Here is a 20,510-nt window from a genome sequence, read left to right as displayed (position 1 = left end):
AACGGGTAATGGATTGAAAAGTGTCTAGTGGGAGGAGATGATTACGCGGTCCTCGCCGTCGGCCTCCTTCATGCTCACGATGACCTTGGCTCCGGCGTGGTCCAGCACATGGCCCGTGTAATCCGGCTGGATGGGCACTTCCCGCCCTCCGCGGTCAATCAGGCACGCCAGTTCAATGCGGGCCGGGCGGCCGTAGTCGAAGAGGGCGTTCAGGGCCGCGCGCACGGTGCGGCCCGTGTAGAGGACGTCGTCCACCAGCACCACCCTCATGTCATCCGTGGAAAACGGCAGGTTGGAGGAACGGAGGGAGGGGCGGGCCTCCAGCTTGAAAATGTCATCCCGGTACAGGGAAATGTCAATGGCGCCGTACTGGGCTTCCACGCCCAGCTCCTTCACCTTGTCCACCAGCCTCCGGGCGATGACGTCCCCCTGGCTGAGCAGGCCGACGATGGCGAGCGGTTCCCCGGGAAAGCGGGCCACGATGCCGTGGGCCATGCGCTCCAGCGCACGGGAAATCCCCGGGCCGTCCAACACGATTTCCTGTGACGGAGGAGGAGTCATCTGATGGGAAAGGAGTGAACGTTACAGGCCGGCCAGCTTCAGGATGCGGTGGGCGGCCATGGCGGCATTGACGGGGGTCTTCTTGTGCAGGCCCACCGTGGTGCAGGGCACTCCGCCCGGGCACTGGGCGATCGCCAGCAGGGCGTCAATGCCGTTCAGGGGGCCTCCGGGAACGGGCACGCCGATGACCGGAAGGGAGCAGCTCATCACCACCACGCCGGGAAGGGCGGCGGACAGCCCGGCCACAGCCAGAATGACGGCCTTTTCCCCGCTGGCTTCCAGCTCACCCAGGAACTTGACCAGCTCCGGGAGGTCGCGGTGGGCGGACAGGACGGTTTCTTCATACGGAACATTCTCCTGCGCAAAATACTCGCGGGCGGGTTCCATAAAGGGCTTATCATTCGGGCTGCCGTAGATGACGATGACTTTCATGGCTGTGTGTGCGGTTGTGAAACTTGCAGATTATGGCCCCAAGCCCCCTGCCCTGGCAAGACTTAACCTTCAAAAAAAACGGCGGGGGCCGCGGGCGTGAAGGATGCCCGGACGGAGGCGCAAAAACTCCGGAACGGCCTCACCGGGCACACGCCTTTTCCCCCATTTCACCCATCTCTTTCATGGTCTGCCTGTGAAACCGCCTCTTCCCCTGTTCCGCGTCTCCACTGCCCGGAGCTTCCGGAAGGGTCTCCCGCATCCTCCGGAATAACCGCCTTGCCTGACTCAAGGTCCTTTTTCCACTGGTAAAGGCGCTTCAAAAGGTCAGGGGCGCTTTCCCCTCCCTCTTCATCGTCCCACGGTCCAGCCAGTCAATCAACGCATTCATGGAGCGGCCCAAATCATATTGATGGTCAAACCGTTCCCTGGCCTCGTCCAGACTGGCCATGAGATTCTGCACAACGGATATGTCTTTCCGGGAAAAATCTCCCTTCCAGTATTCATCCACCATCTTCAGGACGTCAATATACGACTCCCGGAAATCAGGCGGACATTCCGCCTCAAACCGTTCCGGCATGAGGTCAAACATGCTTTTACTCCTGTCACCGGACGGAGTTCCCCGTTCCAGGGAAATAATTTCACAGCACAATTCAAGCATGACACGGTACTTGAGGATAGCCGCGCGGGCTTTCCTGAACTGCTGCACTTCCAAATCCACATTCGGCATGAGCGGTTCCACAACGTCCTGTCCGCTCAATACGCCACAACCGCATCCCCATGCCATACCCGCCAGGGAAAACCATTTGAATAATTTCATCGCCTTTTCAGCGGTGAAAACCTTTTTTCTTTCCCGCACCGGAAACAGCAACAAGCCCAGCCTTCTCATCCTTCCTTCCTCTCTTGGGATATAAACTCCACAGGAACAGCCAGTTTCCCGGACTCCAAATCCTTCTTCAACCGGAGCAAATCCTTCAGGAATATTTCAGGGGCATCATTCCTTTTCCCGGTCTCCAACCGCTTATCAAGCCATTCATTGGACAAATAAATCGCTCGTTCTATTCCATACCGCTCATCCAGGCGTTTCATCACAGCCTCTATCGCAGCACATTCCTTTTTCCCTTGCGGCGTCTCCATCCATTCGGGATTTTCATTCAACGCGGCTTTTATTTTTTCCACATGCTCCATCCATTCTTTCCGGAACATCTCCGGACACCCGGCTGAAATATTTTCAGGAAGCAGATTCAGCAGCCGCTTGCAAAGCAGCCCCGCATTAACATTTCCCTTAATATCAGATTCCAGGATGGCAATCCGCCCGCACAAGGTCCAGAAAAACATGTACCTGGCAACGGCGGCACGTTCCCGGGCAAATTCCGGCGTCTGCCGGTACCTGTCCACATTCGGCATGGAGGGTGACGCCACATCCTGCCCCTGCGCCATTCCCAGGCAGCAGCCCGCCAAGCCTGCGGCTAAAATCAGCTTGATCATTAGTTGATAAGAGCATCTGCCGGGGATAAAGTCCATCCTTATTCCTCCTTCTCCCCACACTTTTTCTCCGGAGAGACAGCCCCTTCTTTTTCCGGAGGAGGAAGACTGCGTTCCACATCCTCCATCTGCTCCATCAGGGCCGTGATGAGCGCTTCCCGGTCTGTGGCCGCTTTCATCTGCCTTCTGAGCTCCCGGTCCACCTGCTGAAACCTTTCGGAAAGCGGATACCGGGAAACGACGGGAAGCAGCAATTCATTGCATGCCTTAACATAAACGCCGTACTCCCGGATCAATTCCTTTCCCGCCAGCTTCTCTTTTTCCATACGCTGAAGAAAGGCCTTGCTCATGGCATCCACCAGCCAAAACACCTTGCGGTAATCCGGGGGACATTCCTCCACCAGTCTGACGGGAACGGCTATGTACGATTCCAAAAAAGCGCGGTGCACGCCCTCCATCGGCATCCGGTCCAGCAGCGGCGCCCTTTTCTCCAGATACAGCATGCTCCACATCATGAGCCGGATAATGGCGTCCCGGTCCCTGAACAGTTTTTCCTCCGCACTCTGCGCCTCCCGCACGGACGGTTCCTGCGTAAAAGCAACATCCTGCCCCCGCACCATTCCCAGCCAGCATGCCCATGCCAGAACTGCACAGAAAACTACATTCAGCATCATCTTATCAATCCGGTTTCTTCTTCCATTCCTTCATTTTCCCCTGGAATTTTCAGCTTTCCGGCAATCAGGTCGTCCTTCATTCGTTGAAGCGCCTTCATGCGCTCCTCCCTGTTCAATCCTATCACCTTGCTTTCCAGCATCCGGAAAAAAGAGAACTGCGTTCCCTCAAACGGTATTTTTCCATCATGGGAGCATTCATTTCATTGCATCGGTTGCAATATTACTTAAAAACCTTGTCGAATTGTTCATCATCCATTTTTTCCGTCTTCATCCTGTCCAGCAGTCTGGCGGATTCTTCCCTGCACGCCTCAAAGGTTTTCCGGTAATCAGGCGGGCACAACTCCAGCATCCGGGGAGGCGGCGCAGAGTTCATGCGAACAATCATGGCGGCCACGATTTCCCGTGTCTCCCGGCCTTTCATCTCCAGCCTTATCATCGTTCCCAGAACGCATCCCAGCATTTCCACCCGGTCAATGGCTTGCTGATACCGTTCCAGGGCCTTCCCTTCCTCCGTCTCCAAATCCACGTTCGCCATGGAAGGCGCCGCCACATCCTGGGACATGGCGGGGAACGCCGTCAGGAATGCAGAAACCACCACCCGCCGGAACAGACTTAACATGAAACCACGTTACAGGAGCCCTTCACATGCGGTCAACATTATTCTCCCTGTCCGCTACTGCGGAAAACCAGACAGGCAGGTCCGCAGCAACCACAGCAAACGCCCTGAAGGCAACGAGGGGGGCTGCCCGGTAAAAACTGCTCTTCCTCCTCTCGCCGCCCAGCTTCTATCCCTCCTGCTTCTGCATGATTTCCGCAGGAATAACCACTTCTCCGGATTCCAGCTTTTCCTTGATTCCTTTAAGACGTTTGAGCATTTCCTTTTTGCCGGCGCCATCCTCCATCTCCAGGGCAGAAATACCCGCCTTCTTCATCATCCAACCCATCACCGGCTGTATCGCCTCCTGCACCATGTATTTTTCCATCAGCAGGCGTACGTCTTCCCACGCACCCATCTCCAAGTCTCCGGGAACGGCTCCAGACTCCTCCATCTTTTTCTCACACGTATCCTTCCATTGCCGTACTGCGCATCTGAAATCTTCCGGACACCGGGCAAGCGCGTTCATGGGAATGAACTCCCAAAAATGTTTTATTCTCTTTTGCAGATCCATTTTCTCCGCAGGATCCTCTTCCAGCATTAAAATCATCTGATTCAAAACCAGTACAACCATAAAACCGCATATGGCGGCACGCTCCTCCTGAATTTTTTTCCCGGTCTCGGAATCCAAATCAACGACAGGCATTCCCGGTGAAGCAATATCCTGAGCACGGGAGAAAGAGGGAACGCCCCGCATAATAATAAAACAATCAATAAAAAGCGACTCATGCCAGCCATATTCACAGCATACCACGGGACCGTCCGCGGGCAATAAGTTTTCCGCCATTCCGTGCCGGGGCCGCTTCTTTTCCCATTCATGGACCTTCCCGCACAGCCGCCCATACGCCGGATGCCGTGGATTCCGGGCATCCGCCGCAACAGGCTTGCCCTTTCTTCCGGAAAAACGCCGGAGCGGAACAACTACCGGACTTATTCCTCCACCGTCTCCGGCATGACGAGGCGCCCTGAACGGACATGATCGCGAAATTGCTTGAACGCTTGGGCAAACGAGTCCTGGTCCATGTTGCCGCGGGCGTTGACTTCCCGCTCCATCCAGTTCAAGGCCTGGCGGCACATGTCCTCCATGCCGTATTCCGCCAGAAAGGCCAGAACCTCCGGGTCTTCCGGATTAAACGGCTCGGACTGCAAATCCCTTTTTCCGTCCGCCGCCTCTTTCAGAGCCTGAACCCTGGCATTCATCAGCTTTTGGAGCTTTTGCGGGCATTCCTTCAATTCCTGTTCAGGAAAAGCCGCCAGTATCAGGGGATAAAGGTCCTTTTCCCTGAATACCTCGCCCTGGTTTTCCACGACCGGCAGGAGAACGGCTAAATAAAGCAGCACGAAGAATTTGCGGATAGTCGCCTTCTCCGCCGCCAGCTTCTGCCCGGAAGGCGTTTCCAAATCCACATTCGGCATTCCGGGCGCCCCGACATCCTGGGCGGCACCGGACAGCGCAAACAGCACGGGGCACAGCAATAAAAAGTTCAGGGGCATTCTCATGGTTCACTTTTGGACAGCGGGGCTTCCCGATCGTTCGAAATCTGCGGTAATCCCTTGTTCCTTTAATATTTTACGTTTCCGGGACGTCTTCACCGGGAAAACTTAAAACCTCCACGTTGCGGAATGGGAGCCGCGGAAAGCAATCCATCCCTTCCACGGCTTTCCGCACGTTCGCTCCACCAGGGGCAGATTCCGCCACCGGGCAGGAGGTAAAACGGAAGATAACGGCTTTCTTCTCAAACATCTTCCATCACCTCCCCGTCCTCCATTTCCTCAGCCTCGCCAATATTTTCGGGAACCACGACTTTCCCGGCCTCCATCTCCTCTTTCAGTTCACGGATGCGCCGGGCTTTAAACGCGGGGGTGTCACTTTTCCTGAAACCCAGCCTGGAAGTTACCCAGCGTGCAATCCGTTCCTCTTCATCCTTCAAGCCGTACTTGAACAGCAAGGCGGCCACTTCTTCATCCGCCACGTAAGGCCAGACAATATTCTTTTCAAGCCCGTCCAGGAATTCCTGTATCTTGCTCTTTTTTACAACGACCAGTTCCTGAAAATCCGCAGGACAGCGTTTCAGGGCATTTTCCGGGAATTCCTCCAGGATTACCTGATAAAATTCCGTAGCCAGTCCGTTGCCGCCTCTGATTATTACTTCAAAGGAAGGAAGGTTCCGGACAAGGCACAACTGGGCAAGAAAGCTTCGAATTTCTTTACGATTCCTTTCCCGCACCCTTCCTTCCTCCGTATCCCGGTTCAAGTCCGGCACGGCGGGAGGAGCAATATCCTGGGCGGCCGCCATTCCCGATAAACTTAAAACGATCAGAAAACGAACCATCTTACCCATGAAGACACCATACCACAAACATGCATTCCGGCAATACCGTTCCTCCAGCCGCTTCCCTACCGTCTTGCACGCCCCAATCATTTCCGGAACTAAAGGCTGTTTTTACAAGGCCAACGGCGGGAATGCCGGAATTTGCACGGCAAAGCTTGAAAAGGGATTCACGGAGCGCCGCATCCCTCAACGGGACATCTGCCGCGCCATGGCCTCCGCGCAGCGGCGGCCGTCCAGGGCGGCGGAAACAATGCCGCCGGCATACCCGGCCCCTTCCCCGCAGGGATACAGCCCTTCCAGCCCGGGATGCTCCAGCGTGGCGGGGTCCCGCGGAATGCGCACGGGGGAACTGGTGCGCGTCTCGCAGCCGATGAGCTGGGCGGAGGCCCCGGCAAAACCGCGCCATTTATGGTCAAACTGCCGCAGCCCTTCCCGCATGCGCCAGACGATTTCCCCCGGAAGCAGTTCATGCAGGGGGTGGGATGTAATGCCGGGGTGGTAGCTGGTGGGAAGCAGGGAGGAGGAAACGCACCCGTTCAGGAAATCCTCCACTTTCTGGGCCGGGGCCTTCTGCATGCCTCCGCCAGCGCGGCTGGAAGCGGTCTCCAGCGCCTTCTGGTACGCCACGCCCGCCAGCACGCCGTGCTCCCTGCAGAAGGATTCCGTATCTTCCGGATGCACGCTGACCACAAAGCCGGCGTTGGCAAACGGGGAATCCCGCCGGGCCAGGGACATGCCGTTGACCACCACCTCGTCATTTTCCGTAGCGGCGGGAACAATGAAGCCTCCGGGGCACATGCAGAAGGAGTGGACGCCGCGGTCCCGAATGGTGGTCGTCACGGAATAGCGCGCCGCCGGAAGCTGTTCCGGGCGTTTCCGGTCCGGGCGCAGATGGTACTGGCGGGCATCCACGAACGCCTGGGGATGTTCAATGCGCACGCCCACGGCAAAGGGCTTCTGTTCCAGGGCCAGCCCCTCCGCCAGCATCATGCGGTACACGTCCCGCGCGCTGTGCCCGGTAGCCAGCAGAACGGCGTCCGCCGCAAATTCCCGGCCATCCGCACAGACCGCGCCGCGTATGCGGCGGCCGTCCGCGGAACGGAGCAAATGCTCCACCCGCGCGTTGAAATGGATTTCCCCGCCCGCGCTCAGGATGGATTCCCGGATGGCTTTCACGACGTTGGGCAGCAGGTTGGAGCCGATGTGCGGATGGGCGTCCGTCAGGATTTCCCGCGGCGCGCCGTGGGCCACGAAAATTTCATAAACATCCCGCACGGGGCCGCGCTTGGTCGCGCGCGTAAACAGCTTGCCGTCCGAGAACGTTCCCGCGCCGCCTTCCCCAAAGCAGTAATTGGAATCCTCCATCACGGTGCCCTGCCGCAGGATGGGGGCCAGGTCAAACCGGCGGGAGGAGACGGCCTTCCCCCGTTCCAGAACTACGGGCTTCATCCCCAGCTCCAGGCAGCGGAGCGCGGCGAACATTCCGGCAGGTCCGAATCCCACAATCAGCGCCACCGGGGCGCCGGGCCTGACGGGAGGATAGTCCCGGGAAAGAGGTTCTTCCGGAGGCAGCGGGCCGTCCACCCCCGCCAGCAGACGAAGCTGGAACAAAATGTTTTTCTGCCGGGAGTCAATGGATTCCTTCACCAGCCGCAATTCCCTGATGCGGGAGGGGGAAATGCCCAGCTTTTCCGCCACGGCGGCGCGGCGCGCGCGGTCGTCGCCGGCCTTCTCCATCGGCAGAATCACATCCACCGTTACGCCTTCCCCTCCGTTCATGGGGCCTCCTTCCTCGGCCCAGGCTGCTGCTGCGTGATGCAGTGGATGGCTCCGCCTTCCAGCACCAGCTTGCGGGCGTCCACGCCGACTACCTGTTTTCCGCTGAAGCATTCCCGCAGAATGCCCAGGGCGCGGTCGTCATTCCGGGGCTGGTTGAACACGGGAACGATGACGGCTTCATTCACGATGAGGAAATTGGCGTAACTGGCCGGGAGCTGGTCCAGCCGCCAGTCCTCCGCATGGAGGGGGTCCGGCATCGGGAGGGGAATCACCTCCACGCCGGAACCGTCCACGCCCCTCAAATCCTGCAGGCGTTCATTATTTTCCGCCAGGGCGCGGTAATGGGGGAGGATGAGTCCGTCTCCACGATGGAGACCACGGCATCCCGGCACACAAAGCGCACCATGTCGTCAATGTGCCCGTCCGTATCATCCCCCTCAATGCCGGAACCGAGCCAGAAAATGGACCTGGCGCCCAGCATGCGCCGCAATTCCTCCTCAATCATGGCACGGCTCCATTCCGGGTTGCGGTTGGGATTCAGCAGCACGGATTCCGTCGTCACCAGCAGGCCGTCCCCGTTGCCTTCAATCGCGCCCCCTTCCAGAACCATGGAGGAGCTGCGCACGGGAAGCCCCAGGGAAGCGCCGATCAGGGAGGGAATGCCGTTGTCCAGGTCCCACGGAGCAAATTTGCCGCCCCAGGCGTTAAATTGCCAGTCCGCCAGCATCAGGGAGCCGTCCTCCATGTCCTGCACGAAGACGGGGCCGTGGTCCCGGCACCAGACATCGTTGGCCGGATGGTTGAACAGGCGGTACTGGTCCTCCCGCACCCCGGCGGCCTGCATCGCCTGCCTGATGCCCGGATGAAGGGGTTCCGCGGCATTCACGCACACGCGGGCATGCGGGGCAATGGCGGCGGCTACGCGCCCGTAGGTCTGCTGCAATTCATCCAGGCCGCCCTGCCACAAATCCCTGCGGTGGGGCCAGGAGAGCCAGACGGCGTCCTGCGGTTCCCATTCAGCGGGCCAGCGTACATCGGGTTCCTTGCTCATGGCGGTACGGGGGGTCAACTGGGCTGCTCCTGGAATTCGTAAGGCTCTTCAAAGGCCTTGCGGAAACTCATGAACCCCTTGAAATCGTCCAGGGAATCCTCCGGCTGCTTGGAAAACACATCCTCCTCAATCAGCAGGAAAACCATCTCTCCCACATTTTTCCCGTTTCTCAGCCCCCATTCCTTTAATACGGTGGAGGCCATGGGGCCGAACTGGGCGAGGGCGTAATCCCGGAAGCCTTCCAGCAATTCCTGCCCGCTGACATGCCGCTGGGAGCCGTTTTCCTGCTCTTCAATGCGCTGCATGGTGAAATCCAGCGCATCTTTCAGAAAGGAATACGCCCGTTCCGCAAAACGGGGATCCTTCCGCACAATGCGGCTCACGGCATCTTCAAACGTAGGGGTGGTCATAACGGCTCACCCCTACCCTATACGGGCCCCTGTGAAAATCAAGATTTTTGGGAGCGCGCAAACTTCACGGCTTTCCTTCCTTTTTCCCGCATTCCGGCCCTTCATAAGTTCCCATGAACAGCACGGCCCGGTCCTCCGGGCTGTAAATGAGCCACAGGAAAGGACGGTTGAATTCGATCTCCGGCCCCCTGCCGCGGGGAGGAGCGCCGGCAAATGGATCCATCTCCCCGGCAGTGGAAGCGGACGCATCCAGCCCTTCCTCCCGCACTCTGACCGCGCATTTCTGGTACACGCCATGGATTTTCAACGGCTCCGGCGCGCAGCTCCCCATCCGTGAAAAATCGGCGCGGCCGGTAAACGCGTCCTTCATTCCCAGCGCCTCCAGGGCCTTTTTCAGGGAAAGCGTGGGGGAAGACTGGGAGAAACGCGGCAGCCGCAGATGGTATCTGGAATATTGCTCCAGGGGCTTTCCGCCGGGCTTCCGCGTTTCCTCCGCGGCATCCCGGGCGGACAGGGAGGACAGGATGCCGTTCCATTCCTCTCCGGTCATCCCGTCAATGAATTGCTTCATCTTCCTCCCCTCCGGAGGAAGAACGGCCATGAAAACGGGCGCGCCCTTCCCTCCCGTAAAGAACAGGCTTGCCCCCCGCACGCCGTCCTTTTCATAATACATTCCTCCCTGCCGGGGCCATGACCTCCCCTCCGTGAATACCTGCTGCTTCATCATGGGCACCTGGCAGGCAGAGCCGTCCTCCCGGACAAAGGTCCGCGGCGCGGTGTCCCGCCCTTCAAATTTACTGTCCCAGAACGCCCTCAAATACATGGCGTTCACCAGCACAAGCACCGTCCGGTCACTCATCCGCTGCGGATTCAGAAGATTCCTGATGCGGTTTCCCGTATTCGTTGCCGCCCAGGCGTTCACCTGCCGCACGGCTTCCGCCATGTTTTCCCGGAAGGGCGCCTGAGCCACGGCATCCGGCCCCACGGCCTTTTTATAGGCGTCTTTCAACTCCACGGACCGGTCTGCAAAAATGCGGTTGGCGGAATAACAGCGCAGCGAGCGCGAAAAATCACCAGACAGAAAAGTCCAGTCCCTCCTGATTTTTCCGTCTCCGGGCAATACGGCCGCCATCTGCTTCTCCGTTTCCCCCGCCGCTCCCGGAAGCATGTAACGGAGAACTTCATACAGGGAAAAAGGGGAAATCATGACACTGCCGCCGCTTTTCTCCATGCATGCCCGGAACAGGCGCAGCTCCGGAGGAGCGGAAACACCGGGAGACGGAGCAGGCGGAATATCCGCCCATGACACGGAGCCCAGAAGAAACACATATGCCAAAGTCCTGAATATCATACTTCTACCTTATCAGATAGATACATCGTGGCAAGTTTTACGGACTGATGCCGCCAAAAAGCTCCATAAGCAGGAAGGAAACCTTGCCAGCCTCTGGTCCGTTTGTTATGAATGGAATGCTTTATGTTTCGTCCCTCCATCATGCTTCTGGCAACCATGCTGTGCGTTTCCTGCGTATCGCACCGGCCTATCCAGGACAGCAGTTCTCCGCCCATTGACGCGGCCAACCCGCTGGACGGCACCCCCGTGGCCCTGGCGTGGAGCTCCGGAACGCAATTGATGATGGGGGTGGACACGGGAGCGGTCCAGACGTCCCTGCTTTTCTCCCCCGCGGTGGAATCCATCGGCGCCCGCCTGCGCGGCAGGGGCGCCATGCGCACGGCCAATGTGCCCGTTTCCCTGAAGGATGACGGAGAACCCATTTCCCGGAAGCAGGACGTGGTGATGGTGGACCAGGCGCCGTATGACGGACTGCTGGGCTGGGAGTGCATCCGGAAGTACGTGTGGAACATCAACTATCCCAAACGCTCCCACCGCTTTTTCAACAAACTGCCCTCCAAAATACGGAGCTGGCACAAGCTTTCCCTGATACCCGGTTCCGACTACCCGCAGATTGCGGACAAGCACGGCCGGCGCATCATTCTGGATACGGGCGCGCCCCATGCCGTCTACATCTCCAAGAAACGCTGGAACGCCATCAAGCAGGCCTATCCGGACGCGTTCGTCAGCGTTTATTCCGGCTACAGCCCCGCCGCGGGCGGCTTTTACGCCCATGAATGCATGCACGTGAGCTCCTTCCAGCTCGGCCCCCTGGAATTGAAGAACATCCTGCTCTGCGAAAGCTTCGCCAATCCGGAAGTGATGGGCATTCCCGACGACATCGACATCATCCTGGGCTACGGCGCGCTGGCCGCGCGCCAGTTCTGGCTGGACGGCCCGGGGAACGCCCTTTATTTCAGCTCCACCAGCCACCGGATGCCCGCGCCCTCCTCCTTCAACCTGATGGGGGGCACCTTCATCCAGGACCGCAACGGGAACGGCCCCATGAAGGCTTACGTGGCCGAATGGTCGCCCGCGTGGGACGCCGGCCTCAGAACGGGGGACGTGCTCGTTTCCATCAATGGGAGAAAGAATCCGTATCCGGACCTCGTAGAATATGTCACCACCCAGCGGGGGGCACAGGCAAGCGTTGTGGTCCAGCGCAGGAACAGACTGGTGCGCATTCACTGGGAAGTTCCGGCCGCGCCCCCTGCCGGGGATTATTACCCCACGCCCCAGGCCATTACGGAGCAGGAGTTTGAAAACCACGTCAAGCAGCAGGAGGAAAAGGAACAGCCCCAGGATGCCGCGGGAGACCAGCAGCCCGCGCCCGCCGCGACGGAAACTCCAGAGGAGGCCGCCCTCGCGCCTGACGGGAAAACGGACAAGACCCCCGCGGCCTGAGCCAGCCCCTATCCAGCCATCTCTCTACCACCGGCATGAACGACGCACAGCAACAGGATTCACAGGAAGCCGCCGGCGACTGCCGCATTCCCTCACCCTTCCAGAAAAAGACCTGCTGGTACGCCCTGACGGGCGTCGCCATCCTGGTGATGCTGTGCATCGCGGCCTTCGTCATCTTTGAAGTGGTGAAACTCTTGGGCTTTCTGGAACCGGTGCTCCTGCCCATCCTGATTGCCGCCGTGGTGGCCTACCTGCTGGAACCCATCGTCTCCTGGCTGGTGCACTTCAGATTCTCCCGCCCCTGGGCCGTGGTCACGGTCATGTTCGCGGCTCTGGCCGTCCTGGTGGGCTTCGGCGCCACTATCCTCCCTCCCCTGATCCGGCAGACGGATGAGCTGATCGACAACCGGATGGAGCTCTGGGACAAGACCTCCGAGCTGATTGACTCCACCATTGAAATTCCCTTCATCTCCCGCACCATTGACAGCGTTTACAGCACCAGCCTGCGGGAACTGAATACCGGCCATTATACGGACGCGGAGGTCCACGACCTGAGAAACGCCCGGACCGCCCGGGAAAAACTGGGGGCGTACATGACCATCAATTCCTCCTTTTACCAGGACAAGCTGATGAGCTGGCTCACTTCCGGCGGAAGGGCCCTTTACAGCACCATAGGCATCATGGTGAGCATCCTGATCACGCCCATTTTCGCCTTTTATTTTCTGCTGGAAGCGGATAAGATCAGGGAGAAATGGCCCAGCATCCTGCCGCTGAAGGCCTCCAAATTCAGAAAGGACGTGGTGGACACCATGGAGGAAATCAACGGATACCTGATTTCCTTCTTCCGCGGCCAGATGCTGGTGAGCATCATTGAAGGCATCCTGATCGCCATCTGCCTGAAACTGCTCGGCCTGCCGTACGCCGTCACCATCGGCGCGGCGGTCTGCGTGCTGGGCATCGTGCCCTACCTGGGCATCATCACCGCCTTCATTCCCGCGGTCCTGCTGGCCTGGTTTACGTGGGGAGACTTCCAGCACGTGCTGATCGTTTCCGGCATCTTCCTGGCCGTCAACCAGTTTGACGGATGGGTCATCCAGCCGAAAATCGTGGGGGATTCCGTGGAGCTTCATCCGCTCACGGTCATGTTCTCCGTGCTGATCTGGACGCTTATCCTGGGCGGCCTGATCGGCGCGCTGCTGGCCGTCCCGCTGACGGCCGCCATCAAGGTTCTCTACAAGCGTTACATCTGGCAGAATGCCAGCATGCGCCCCATGACGGAGCCCCTGCCGCCGCCGGAGGAGCCTCATTAAAAGCGCCAGTCAAGACCGCGCGGCCCTTCCCCCGGCAGAATCCCGGCATTTTTCCAACCATCTTTTGATCAACCGCAACACCACACACCTGACAACATGAACAAACCCGCATTACACCTGATGCTTGCCCTGGCGGCGGCAGCGGCCTGCCCGGCCGCCACCACGCCCCAGGTCAAGCCGCCCAAAGCCATCGTCATGATTTACGCTGACGACCTCGGCTATGGAGACGTAGGCTGTTATGGAGCCAAGGGGATTCCCACCCCTTCCATTGACAAGCTTGCCAAGCAGGGCGTCCGCTTTACGGACGCCTATTCCACCACCTCCGTCTGCACTCCCTCCCGCTATGCCCTGTTCACCGGGGAATATCCCTGGCGCAAGGAAGGCACGGGCATTCTGCCGGGGGACGCCGCCCTGATTATTGACACCAAGAAGCCCACGCTGCCCAAGATGCTCCAATCCCACGGCTATAAAACCTACATGGTGGGCAAGTGGCACCTGGGCCTGGGGGAAAAGGGAAAGAAGATTGACTGGAACAAGCACATCGCCCCCAGCCCTAACGAAATCGGCTTTGATGAAAGCTTCATCTTCGCCGCCACGGGCGACCGCGTTCCCTGCGTGATTCTGGAAAACGGCAACGTCCGCAACCTGGACCCGAACGACCCCATTGAAGTGTCCTACCAGCACAACTTCCCCGGTCTTCCGAACGGGAAGGACAACAAGGACCAGCTCAAACTCATGTGGAGCCACGGGCACAACCAAGCCATCATCAACGGCATCGGCCGCATCGGCTTCATGAAGGGCGGCAAGAGCGCCCTGTGGAAGGATGAGGAAAACGCGGATGTGATCACGAACAAGGCCATTGAATACATCCAGAAGAGCGCCAAGGCCAAGGAACCGTTCTTCCTGATGTTCGCCACGCATGACATCCACGTGCCGCGCTGCCCGGAAAAACGCTTTGTGGGCAAGAGCCAGCATGGCGTGCGGGGGGACGTTACCGTGGAACTGGACGACTGCGTCCGCCGCATCACGGAAGCCCTACAAAAAGCCGGACTGGAAAAGGACACCCTGGTGATCTTCTCCAGCGACAACGGCCCCGTGCTGGACGACGGCTACAAGGATTTTGCCGTCCGGGACAACGCCACCCACTCCCCGGCAGGCCCCTTCCGCGCCGGCAAATACAGCATTCTGGAAGGTGGCTCCCGCATTCCGTTCATCGTCAAATGGCCCGGAGTAGTCAAACCCGGAGTGACGAGCAAGGCCCTGTTCAACCAAATGGACCTGGCCGCCTCCCTGGAACAGCTTCTGGAACCCGGTAAGGCCAATTCCTTCCGCGACTCTGAAAACGTGATCCCCGCCCTCCTGGGCAAATCCGCCAAGGGACGCGACTACCACGTCATCAACAGCACCGGCAAGGCTCTGGCTATCCGCCACGGCAAGTGGAAGTTCATTCCCGCCGGCGTAGCCATCCGCGACGGGATCAACGGACTGGGAGCGAAAATGACCAAGTCCCCGGAAGGCGGCAGCCTGTTCGACCTGGAAAAGGACCCGAAGGAACTCAACAACGTAGCAGCCCAGCATCCGGACATCTGCGAGCAGATGAAAGCCAAGCTCCAGGAAATCCGCCAAAGGCCGGAAACCAAGGCCGACAGGGCGGACCTCCTTCCGCTGGACGACTAACACCCATTCAGCCTGAATCATGAGAGAATCCGCCACATGCTCCCTGTGCGGGCACGGGTATACCTACCCGGCCGGGCTGGATGAAAAAGCCGGCATGCACTGCACGGCGTGCGGCGTACTGATTCACGTTAAAACGGGGCTTCCCTTTGGGGAAGCCCCCTCTTCCCCCTCCGGGCAGAAACCGGAAAACGCCGTAAAAACACCGGCATCCCTGCCCCCCGTCAAGAAAAAGCAGCCGGCTTCTTCCGGACGGGACGCGGATGGGCGCGACCTCAGGGAAACAAGCCGCTCCCGGCTCACTGCCGCTGGCTCCGGCACTGCCGTCCCCGCCGTGTCCTGGTTGGCATGGGGCCTGGCCCTGATTGCACTGGTCATGGCTTTCATCTTCCCCTCTTACGGGAACGACTCCACGGACCCGCTATATATGCTCCAGCGCCTGCCCTCCATGGTCTTCGGCTGCACGGCGGCCATTCTGTTCATTCAGGGGCTTGCGGCCATGCGTCGCTAGCAGAAGCCGGGCTTCCGCAGTTCCCTGGGAAACAATCCGGAACAGGCACCGGCTCAAAGCCGGCCAAACGGCCCGGCCGCCTTCCCGCAAATCCGGGATTTTAAGCTTGCCTGTCAAATTCGCAGGTTCTAAGTTACTCCCCGGTAATTTATGGAACGGGAGGCAGAGGCGCAGGACAACAGGTGGAGAACCAGGCTGGACGCCGTCCTGATGCACAGGATATGGGGTTCCCTTATCTTCCTGTGCATCGTTTACATCATTTTCTTCCTGAGCTTCGCCATCGGCGACCCTCTGGTCAGGCTCATCCAGACAGGCACGCAGATGTTCAGCATCTGGGCCTGCCGCATGCTGGAACCGTGGCCCCGCCTGCAATCCCTGCTGGGGGAAGGCGTGGTGGGCGGCGTAGGCGGCGTGCTGGCCTTTCTTCCCAACGTGGTGCTGCTCTTCGGAGCCATCACCCTGCTGGAAAACAGCGGATATATGATGCGGGTCTCCCGCCTCATGAGCCGCATCATGAAAATCATGGGCCTGAACGGCAGCAGCTTTGCCCCCCTCCTGCTGGGCTTCGGCTGCTCGGTTCCCGCCATCCTGTCCACCCGGAGGATTGAAGCGCGCAACGACCGCCTGGTCACCATCGCCGTCCTGCCCATGATGAGCTGCGCGGGTCGCCTGCCGATTTACATGATGTTCGTCTCCGCCCTGTTTCCCTCCCGCCTGCAGGCCACCGTATTGTTCGGGATTTACGCCAGCGGCGTCCTTCTGGCCCTGTGCTGCGCCCGGCTCCTGAAAAACACGCTCTTCAAGACCGCCCAGAGGGACTCTCTCCACCACATGAAGCGCCTGCGCCTCCCCTCCCTGCGGAAGGTGGGCGCCCTGATGTGGTCGCGGGCCTTCATGTACGTCCGGAAGGCGGGAACCTTCATTCTGGGGGCCTCCATCATCCTGTGGTTCCTGAACACCTACCCCAGGCCGGAGGAAGGAACCGCGCCGAATGCGGCAGCGGCCATGGAACATTCCTACGCCGGACAAATAGGCCACTGGATGGAACCCGTCACGCAAGTGGCCGGATTTGACTGGAAGATCAATTCCGCTCTTCTGGGCGCTTTTGCGGCCAAGGAAATCTTCGTCACCCAGATGGGCATTCTCTATGCGGTGCAGGACGGGGACTCCGGCCCGGCAGCCCAGCAGACCCTGAACGCCCGCCTTAAAGCCAGCTACACCCCCCTCCAGGGCATCAGCATCATGATGTTCTGCCTGATCGCCCTCCCCTGCATCGGCACCGTCACCGTCGCCAAACGGGAAGCTGGCACCTGGTGGTTTGCTCTGGCGCAATTCGGTGGATTGACCCTGCTGGGGTTTCTGACAGCTACGCTGGTGTACCAGACAGGACTGTTCCTGTAAGAGCCGGATGCGGAAAAAACGGCGGCAGGAAATATTTCCGGCAGGCCGGAATGGCGGGGAAATGCCATACGCCCCTGGAAAGTCCGTCCCTTCCCGGCAACGCTACTGGCCCCCCTCCTGGGAGCGAAGGCCATCCGGCCTTCGGATTCGCTCTGGCTTCACAGTCAACGGAAGAGAGCTTTCCTTCTTCCGTTTTTTGCCACCGCTGGCAAGAAGCAAGAGCCACTTGTTCCCAGGGAGGAGCCCATCGTGTACCGGGAACAAGGAAACCTCGTTTCCGGCAGCGAAGGGAATTCCCTTACATACAAAAACCGGAGGGATTGTCCTCCCTCCGGTTCCGAATACGGCCGATGAAGCCGTTTAAATCGTCTTGATGACGGAAGATTCGTCGTCCTCCCTGTCATCGGAGGAAGCGGCCTTCCTGGTGGGCACAGGCGTCTTCCTGACCTTTTCCAGGGCCTTGTCCACCGCCGTAATTACCTTGTCTTCCCCGGTTTTCTGGCTGGCCAGCTCATTATAGATTTTTTCCTTGGCTTCATAATCAGCCTTGGCGGCGGCATCGTTCGGGTTGGCCTTGAATTTGTCCTCTGCCTTGAACAGGGCTTCCTCTGCGGCCTGGAACTTGGGTTCCACCACATTCCTGTGGTCTTCCGCCGTCTGCTTGATGCGGCCCAGCAGGCGGATCACATAGGGGCGGTTGCTGAGCCTCTTGAAGGCGGAAACCAGGAACTGGCGGCGTTCGCTCGTCTTGGCGTCCGCTATCAAGGGCTCGAACAGCTTGAGCGTGGCGTTGTCATCCCGGTCACGGTCCACGGAGAGCACGCGGAGAATGGAATCATGGGCCTGGGAACGCACGCGTTCATGCAGGGATTCATCCTTCCACGCCTTGAACAGGTACGGAACGGCGTCATCCGTGTTCCAGTCCCCCCAGGCGGTGATGATGGCGAGCGCCTTCTTGGGGTCTTCCTTGTAGCTCTTTTCCATCATGTCCAGCACCTTGGGATCGCCGGTGCGGGCCAGCAGCTTGTAGAGGACCTTGACGTTTTCCTCCGGCATGTTCTTCTGGTACTGGAGCAGCTTGGAAGAGAGTGCCATGCGCTTGGCCGGGGGGCTTCGTCAATCAGGTAGCGGGCCGTGCGGAAGGCGGAGGAAACCAAATCCTGGGAAGCATCCTTCTGCTGGAGAATCTTCATGACGTCGTCCAGGTCGTCCAGCTTCATGGCAAAGCGCATGTACTTGAGCACCACGGCCTGCTTGTCCTGAATTTTCTTGTTCTTGCTATCACTGATGGAGGCGTACAGGTCTTTCAGCATGTCGCGCATGGCGGGGCTGGAAGATTTGGCCAGCAGCGTCACCATCATGGAGTATTTCTCCTTGCTGTACCTGCCGACGTTTTTCTTCATGTCTTCCACCACCTGGCGAGCGATGTTGTCATCCATCTGGGCCATGATGGAAACCAGGTGGGCGGCGCCGGGCCAGTTTTCCCGGTTTCCCTTGGCTCCCCTCACATTGGCTAGGAGCAGGGCGGCGTCCTCCGCATTGGGCACCACCTTCACGTCCGGAACACGGCTGAGATTTTTGGAATCAAACAGGCGGCTGCGGCCCAGTTTGCCGCCTTCCACCACCAGTGCATTCAGGCGCGCGTTTTCCCCTTCCACCTGGTCTTTCTTGCTGTTGGTATGCCAAGCATAAATTCCTACCCCGGCAGCGGCAAGCACCAGGGCGCATACCCCGTAAATGACGCCCCTCAGCAGGGATTTGGATTTATCCACGGAGGCGACCATTTCCCGGGTGGTTTCCGTGCCGGCAGGCGGCTGGATGCCGCCCGTGCCCGCAAGAGGAACGCTGGCGGTGGGAGAAACGGATGCGGCAGCCACGGGCTGGGAAGCCGCGGCAGACGCCACGGAAGGAACGGGCGCGGTCCCCACAGGGGATTTCAGCACCTTCAACCGGGGCACGGCGCTTTCCGCCGGGGCGGCGGCAGGGGCTTCCTCCGCCGGGGCAGGAGCCGGGGAAGTCTTTAAAACTTTCAATTTGGGAATGGAGCCTGTGGAAGCCGCGGCAGACGCCGGAGCAGCCGGTTCAGACGCCTGAACGGCAGCGGGAGCCACGCCGGCGGCCTGCGCCAGGGCAGCGGCCTGCGCGTCCGCCAGGGCTTTCTGGGCCTCCGCCACCTTGGCAAGGGCATCCTGAATCTGGGCATCCACCGCCGGACCGGGCAATGGTTGGGAAGCGGCTTCCTTTTCCTCCTGTTCCGCAGCAAGACGGGCCCTTTCCTCTTCCGCCGCCACACGGGCCGCTTCCTTCTCCGCGGCAATGCGAGCGGCTTCCGCGGCCTCCTGCTCCGCCCTGATTCTGGCGGCTTCCTCCTCGGCGGCTATTCTGGCCGCCTCTTTTTCCGCAGCGATGCGGGCGGCCTCCTGCTCGGCTGCCGCCTTTTCCGCCGCAATCCTGTCCGCCTCCGCCTGTTCTGCGGCACGGCGCGCGGCTTCCTCCTGTTCCTGGGCCAGCTTGGCCTGCAATTCAGGAGTGAGGAAACGCGGTTTGGCAACTTCCACGCCTTCCGCGGCGGGGGAAGCAAACTTTACTTTGGGCGCTGCCGCAGGGGCTGCCGTTACCAGGCGGCGGCGTAATTTGGGAGCCTCTGGAGAAGACGGGGTTTCTGGCTGGTCGGTCATGATGATAAAATGGCTGGAAGATTGGGGCGATTTTACACGATCCCTCCGGCTCCTGCAATCTCAAAATCCGGACTGACGAAGGGACGCGAAATTCTCCGGAACTCCTGATTCAACAAGGAATTCAGGGAAAAAGACTTCATGCGGCGCAGAAAATAAAAAAGCGTTTAAACATCCCGCAAGCGCCCTTGCACGGAATGTTAAACAATTCAAATTTTAAATAATAAAAATCATGAATAAAATAAGCATATTACCTCTGAACGTCAACAATATGCCCCCTATATTTAAACAGTCTTTTAAATTATGTCAAAATACTTGCTCTTTTTGCTTGCTACCCTACGGACCTTTGATTAAACAAATAGCCACTCGTCAATATCATGAACTCCAACGACAGCACCAAAAACAAGAGGCGCTATACGCCTGAAGAAAAACAATCCGTTCTTGACTTCATCGCTGAACGGAAAACTCAGAACAAAAGAGGCGCCCAGAAGGAAGCCGCTGAACGCTTCGGCATCAGCACGGTAACCATTTCAAGCTGGATGAAGGCCACCAAGGCCAAGCGCGGCCGCAAGCCCGGCACCAAAAATACAGCCGCTCCCAAAGCTCAGCCTCTCGCTGCGGCCCAGCCCGCGGACCTGCGCCGCCTGGCAGCAGTCCTGGAAGAAATCGCCGACCTTGAAGCCCAGACAACCAAGCTCGACACCCTGCGCGCCGAAGCGGAGGAACTCAAAAACAGACTTACGGCCAAACAGGCCTGATTGCGTTTAG

The 20,510-nt window shown here is 59.1% G+C and carries 21 protein-coding genes and 1 pseudogene; 7 read left to right on the top strand and 15 right to left on the bottom strand.

Annotated elements, in window-relative coordinates:
- Positions 1 to 24 precede the first annotated feature (24 nt).
- From pyrR to PVA48_RS10695, 4 genes are all read right to left on the bottom strand, one after another.
- Positions 25 to 561, bottom strand: coding sequence for a bifunctional pyr operon transcriptional regulator/uracil phosphoribosyltransferase PyrR (gene pyrR, locus PVA48_RS10710; RefSeq protein WP_102721084.1), 537 nt, complete (start codon positions 559 to 561; stop codon positions 25 to 27).
- Between the two features lie 21 nt (positions 562 to 582).
- Positions 583 to 993, bottom strand: coding sequence for an AIR carboxylase family protein (locus tag PVA48_RS10705; RefSeq protein ID WP_022397467.1), 411 nt, complete (start codon positions 991 to 993; stop codon positions 583 to 585).
- Between the two features lie 316 nt (positions 994 to 1,309).
- Positions 1,310 to 1,732: a hypothetical protein gene (locus tag PVA48_RS10700; RefSeq protein ID WP_423231719.1), complete on the bottom strand. Its 423-nt coding sequence runs from the start codon at positions 1,730 to 1,732 to the stop codon at positions 1,310 to 1,312.
- Between the two features lie 143 nt (positions 1,733 to 1,875).
- A complete protein-coding gene (locus PVA48_RS10695; RefSeq protein ID WP_215709488.1) occupies positions 1,876 to 2,178 on the bottom strand; it encodes a hypothetical protein in 303 nt (100 codons plus the stop codon).
- A gap of 115 nt (positions 2,179 to 2,293) precedes the next feature.
- On the opposite strand from PVA48_RS10695, the gene PVA48_RS10690 reads away from it, so the two are divergent.
- Positions 2,294 to 2,485, top strand: coding sequence for a hypothetical protein (locus PVA48_RS10690; protein ID WP_215709487.1), 192 nt, complete (start codon positions 2,294 to 2,296; stop codon positions 2,483 to 2,485).
- 31 nt (positions 2,486 to 2,516) lie between these two features.
- Here the strand turns inward: PVA48_RS10690 and PVA48_RS10685 are convergent, their stop codons facing one another.
- From PVA48_RS10685 to PVA48_RS10645, 9 genes and pseudogenes are all read right to left on the bottom strand, one after another.
- Positions 2,517 to 3,149, bottom strand: a complete 633-nt coding sequence (locus PVA48_RS10685; protein WP_022397470.1) for a hypothetical protein — start codon at positions 3,147 to 3,149, stop codon at positions 2,517 to 2,519.
- Between the two features lie 220 nt (positions 3,150 to 3,369).
- Positions 3,370 to 3,768, bottom strand: a complete 399-nt coding sequence (locus tag PVA48_RS10680; protein ID WP_102729129.1) for a hypothetical protein — start codon at positions 3,766 to 3,768, stop codon at positions 3,370 to 3,372.
- Positions 3,769 to 3,934: 166 nt separating this feature from the next.
- Positions 3,935 to 4,591, bottom strand: a complete 657-nt coding sequence (locus tag PVA48_RS10675; RefSeq protein WP_423231718.1) for a hypothetical protein — start codon at positions 4,589 to 4,591, stop codon at positions 3,935 to 3,937.
- 143 nt (positions 4,592 to 4,734) lie between these two features.
- A complete protein-coding gene (locus PVA48_RS10670) occupies positions 4,735 to 5,304 on the bottom strand; it encodes a hypothetical protein (RefSeq protein WP_146021208.1) in 570 nt (189 codons plus the stop codon).
- Positions 5,305 to 5,540: 236 nt separating this feature from the next.
- The gene (locus PVA48_RS10665) at positions 5,541 to 6,146 is read right to left on the bottom strand and encodes a hypothetical protein (protein ID WP_022397474.1); all 606 of its coding nucleotides are present in this window, start codon (positions 6,144 to 6,146) and stop codon (positions 5,541 to 5,543) included.
- Between the two features lie 177 nt (positions 6,147 to 6,323).
- Positions 6,324 to 7,916 (bottom strand): NAD(P)/FAD-dependent oxidoreductase, encoded by a 1,593-nt coding sequence (locus PVA48_RS10660; protein WP_102729132.1) that lies wholly within the window; start codon positions 7,914 to 7,916, stop codon positions 6,324 to 6,326.
- Positions 7,913 to 8,967, bottom strand: a pseudogene (locus PVA48_RS10655) (agmatine deiminase family protein). Before PVA48_RS10655 ends, PVA48_RS10660 begins: the two are co-directional and overlap by 4 nt.
- 14 nt (positions 8,968 to 8,981) lie before the next feature.
- Positions 8,982 to 9,377: a Minf_1886 family protein gene (locus PVA48_RS10650; RefSeq protein WP_022397477.1), complete on the bottom strand. Its 396-nt coding sequence runs from the start codon at positions 9,375 to 9,377 to the stop codon at positions 8,982 to 8,984.
- A gap of 64 nt (positions 9,378 to 9,441) precedes the next feature.
- A complete protein-coding gene (locus tag PVA48_RS10645) occupies positions 9,442 to 10,686 on the bottom strand; it encodes a serpin family protein (protein WP_423231717.1) in 1,245 nt (414 codons plus the stop codon).
- A gap of 165 nt (positions 10,687 to 10,851) precedes the next feature.
- Between PVA48_RS10645 and PVA48_RS10640 the strand changes: the two genes are divergently transcribed.
- The 5 genes from PVA48_RS10640 (at position 10,852) to PVA48_RS10620 (ending at position 17,067) form a co-directional block, all read left to right on the top strand.
- Entirely contained in the window at positions 10,852 to 12,171 is a 1,320-nt protein-coding gene (locus PVA48_RS10640) for a PDZ domain-containing protein (protein WP_146024333.1), read from the top strand.
- A 35-nt stretch (positions 12,172 to 12,206) separates the two neighbouring features.
- Positions 12,207 to 13,481, top strand: coding sequence for an AI-2E family transporter (locus tag PVA48_RS10635; RefSeq protein WP_022397480.1), 1,275 nt, complete (start codon positions 12,207 to 12,209; stop codon positions 13,479 to 13,481).
- A 96-nt stretch (positions 13,482 to 13,577) separates the two neighbouring features.
- A complete protein-coding gene (locus PVA48_RS10630; RefSeq protein WP_102729134.1) occupies positions 13,578 to 15,158 on the top strand; it encodes a sulfatase family protein in 1,581 nt (526 codons plus the stop codon).
- Positions 15,159 to 15,177: 19 nt separating this feature from the next.
- The gene (locus PVA48_RS10625; RefSeq protein ID WP_102729135.1) at positions 15,178 to 15,666 is read left to right on the top strand and encodes a hypothetical protein; all 489 of its coding nucleotides are present in this window, start codon (positions 15,178 to 15,180) and stop codon (positions 15,664 to 15,666) included.
- 150 nt (positions 15,667 to 15,816) lie between these two features.
- Positions 15,817 to 17,067, top strand: a complete 1,251-nt coding sequence (locus tag PVA48_RS10620; protein ID WP_022397483.1) for a ferrous iron transporter B — start codon at positions 15,817 to 15,819, stop codon at positions 17,065 to 17,067.
- 360 nt (positions 17,068 to 17,427) lie between these two features.
- Here the strand turns inward: PVA48_RS10620 and PVA48_RS10615 are convergent, their stop codons facing one another.
- Positions 17,428 to 18,162, bottom strand: coding sequence for a hypothetical protein (locus PVA48_RS10615; protein WP_423231716.1), 735 nt, complete (start codon positions 18,160 to 18,162; stop codon positions 17,428 to 17,430).
- Positions 18,051 to 19,745, bottom strand: a complete 1,695-nt coding sequence (locus tag PVA48_RS10610; RefSeq protein WP_423231715.1) for a hypothetical protein — start codon at positions 19,743 to 19,745, stop codon at positions 18,051 to 18,053. Before PVA48_RS10610 ends, PVA48_RS10615 begins: the two co-directional genes overlap by 112 nt.
- A gap of 374 nt (positions 19,746 to 20,119) precedes the next feature.
- Here PVA48_RS10610 and PVA48_RS10605 point away from each other — a divergent pair, with 374 nt between their 5' ends.
- The gene (locus tag PVA48_RS10605) at positions 20,120 to 20,500 is read left to right on the top strand and encodes a hypothetical protein (protein WP_022397485.1); all 381 of its coding nucleotides are present in this window, start codon (positions 20,120 to 20,122) and stop codon (positions 20,498 to 20,500) included.
- Positions 20,501 to 20,510: the final 10 nt, after the last annotated feature.

This window comes from Akkermansia sp. JRP_AM1 (genome assembly GCF_049262625.1).
Classification (GTDB): domain Bacteria; phylum Verrucomicrobiota; class Verrucomicrobiia; order Verrucomicrobiales; family Akkermansiaceae; genus Akkermansia; species Akkermansia massiliensis.
This window is presented reverse-complemented; position numbering and strand designations above follow the sequence as displayed.

Coding starts and splice junctions, on each gene's coding strand:
- PVA48_RS10665 (WP_022397474.1), bottom strand. CDS start 6,146: ATGGGTAAGATGGTTCGTTTTCTGATCGTTTTAAGTTTATCGGGAATG.
- PVA48_RS10680 (WP_102729129.1), bottom strand. CDS start 3,768: ATGTTAAGTCTGTTCCGGCGGGTGGTGGTTTCTGCATTCCTGACGGCG.
- PVA48_RS10635 (WP_022397480.1), top strand. CDS start 12,207: ATGAACGACGCACAGCAACAGGATTCACAGGAAGCCGCCGGCGACTGC.
- PVA48_RS10620 (WP_022397483.1), top strand. CDS start 15,817: ATGGAACGGGAGGCAGAGGCGCAGGACAACAGGTGGAGAACCAGGCTG.
- PVA48_RS10675 (WP_423231718.1), bottom strand. CDS start 4,591: ATGGCGGAAAACTTATTGCCCGCGGACGGTCCCGTGGTATGCTGTGAA.
- PVA48_RS10640 (WP_146024333.1), top strand. CDS start 10,852: ATGTTTCGTCCCTCCATCATGCTTCTGGCAACCATGCTGTGCGTTTCC.
- PVA48_RS10705 (WP_022397467.1), bottom strand. CDS start 993: ATGAAAGTCATCGTCATCTACGGCAGCCCGAATGATAAGCCCTTTATG.
- PVA48_RS10660 (WP_102729132.1), bottom strand. CDS start 7,916: ATGAACGGAGGGGAAGGCGTAACGGTGGATGTGATTCTGCCGATGGAG.
- PVA48_RS10630 (WP_102729134.1), top strand. CDS start 13,578: ATGAACAAACCCGCATTACACCTGATGCTTGCCCTGGCGGCGGCAGCG.
- PVA48_RS10685 (WP_022397470.1), bottom strand. CDS start 3,149: ATGATGCTGAATGTAGTTTTCTGTGCAGTTCTGGCATGGGCATGCTGG.
- PVA48_RS10670 (WP_146021208.1), bottom strand. CDS start 5,304: ATGAGAATGCCCCTGAACTTTTTATTGCTGTGCCCCGTGCTGTTTGCG.
- PVA48_RS10605 (WP_022397485.1), top strand. CDS start 20,120: ATGAACTCCAACGACAGCACCAAAAACAAGAGGCGCTATACGCCTGAA.
- PVA48_RS10690 (WP_215709487.1), top strand. CDS start 2,294: ATGGCAATCCGCCCGCACAAGGTCCAGAAAAACATGTACCTGGCAACG.
- PVA48_RS10650 (WP_022397477.1), bottom strand. CDS start 9,377: ATGACCACCCCTACGTTTGAAGATGCCGTGAGCCGCATTGTGCGGAAG.
- PVA48_RS10695 (WP_215709488.1), bottom strand. CDS start 2,178: ATGGAGCATGTGGAAAAAATAAAAGCCGCGTTGAATGAAAATCCCGAA.
- pyrR (WP_102721084.1), bottom strand. CDS start 561: ATGACTCCTCCTCCGTCACAGGAAATCGTGTTGGACGGCCCGGGGATT.
- PVA48_RS10625 (WP_102729135.1), top strand. CDS start 15,178: ATGAGAGAATCCGCCACATGCTCCCTGTGCGGGCACGGGTATACCTAC.
- PVA48_RS10610 (WP_423231715.1), bottom strand. CDS start 19,745: ATGACCGACCAGCCAGAAACCCCGTCTTCTCCAGAGGCTCCCAAATTA.
- PVA48_RS10615 (WP_423231716.1), bottom strand. CDS start 18,162: ATGGCACTCTCTTCCAAGCTGCTCCAGTACCAGAAGAACATGCCGGAG.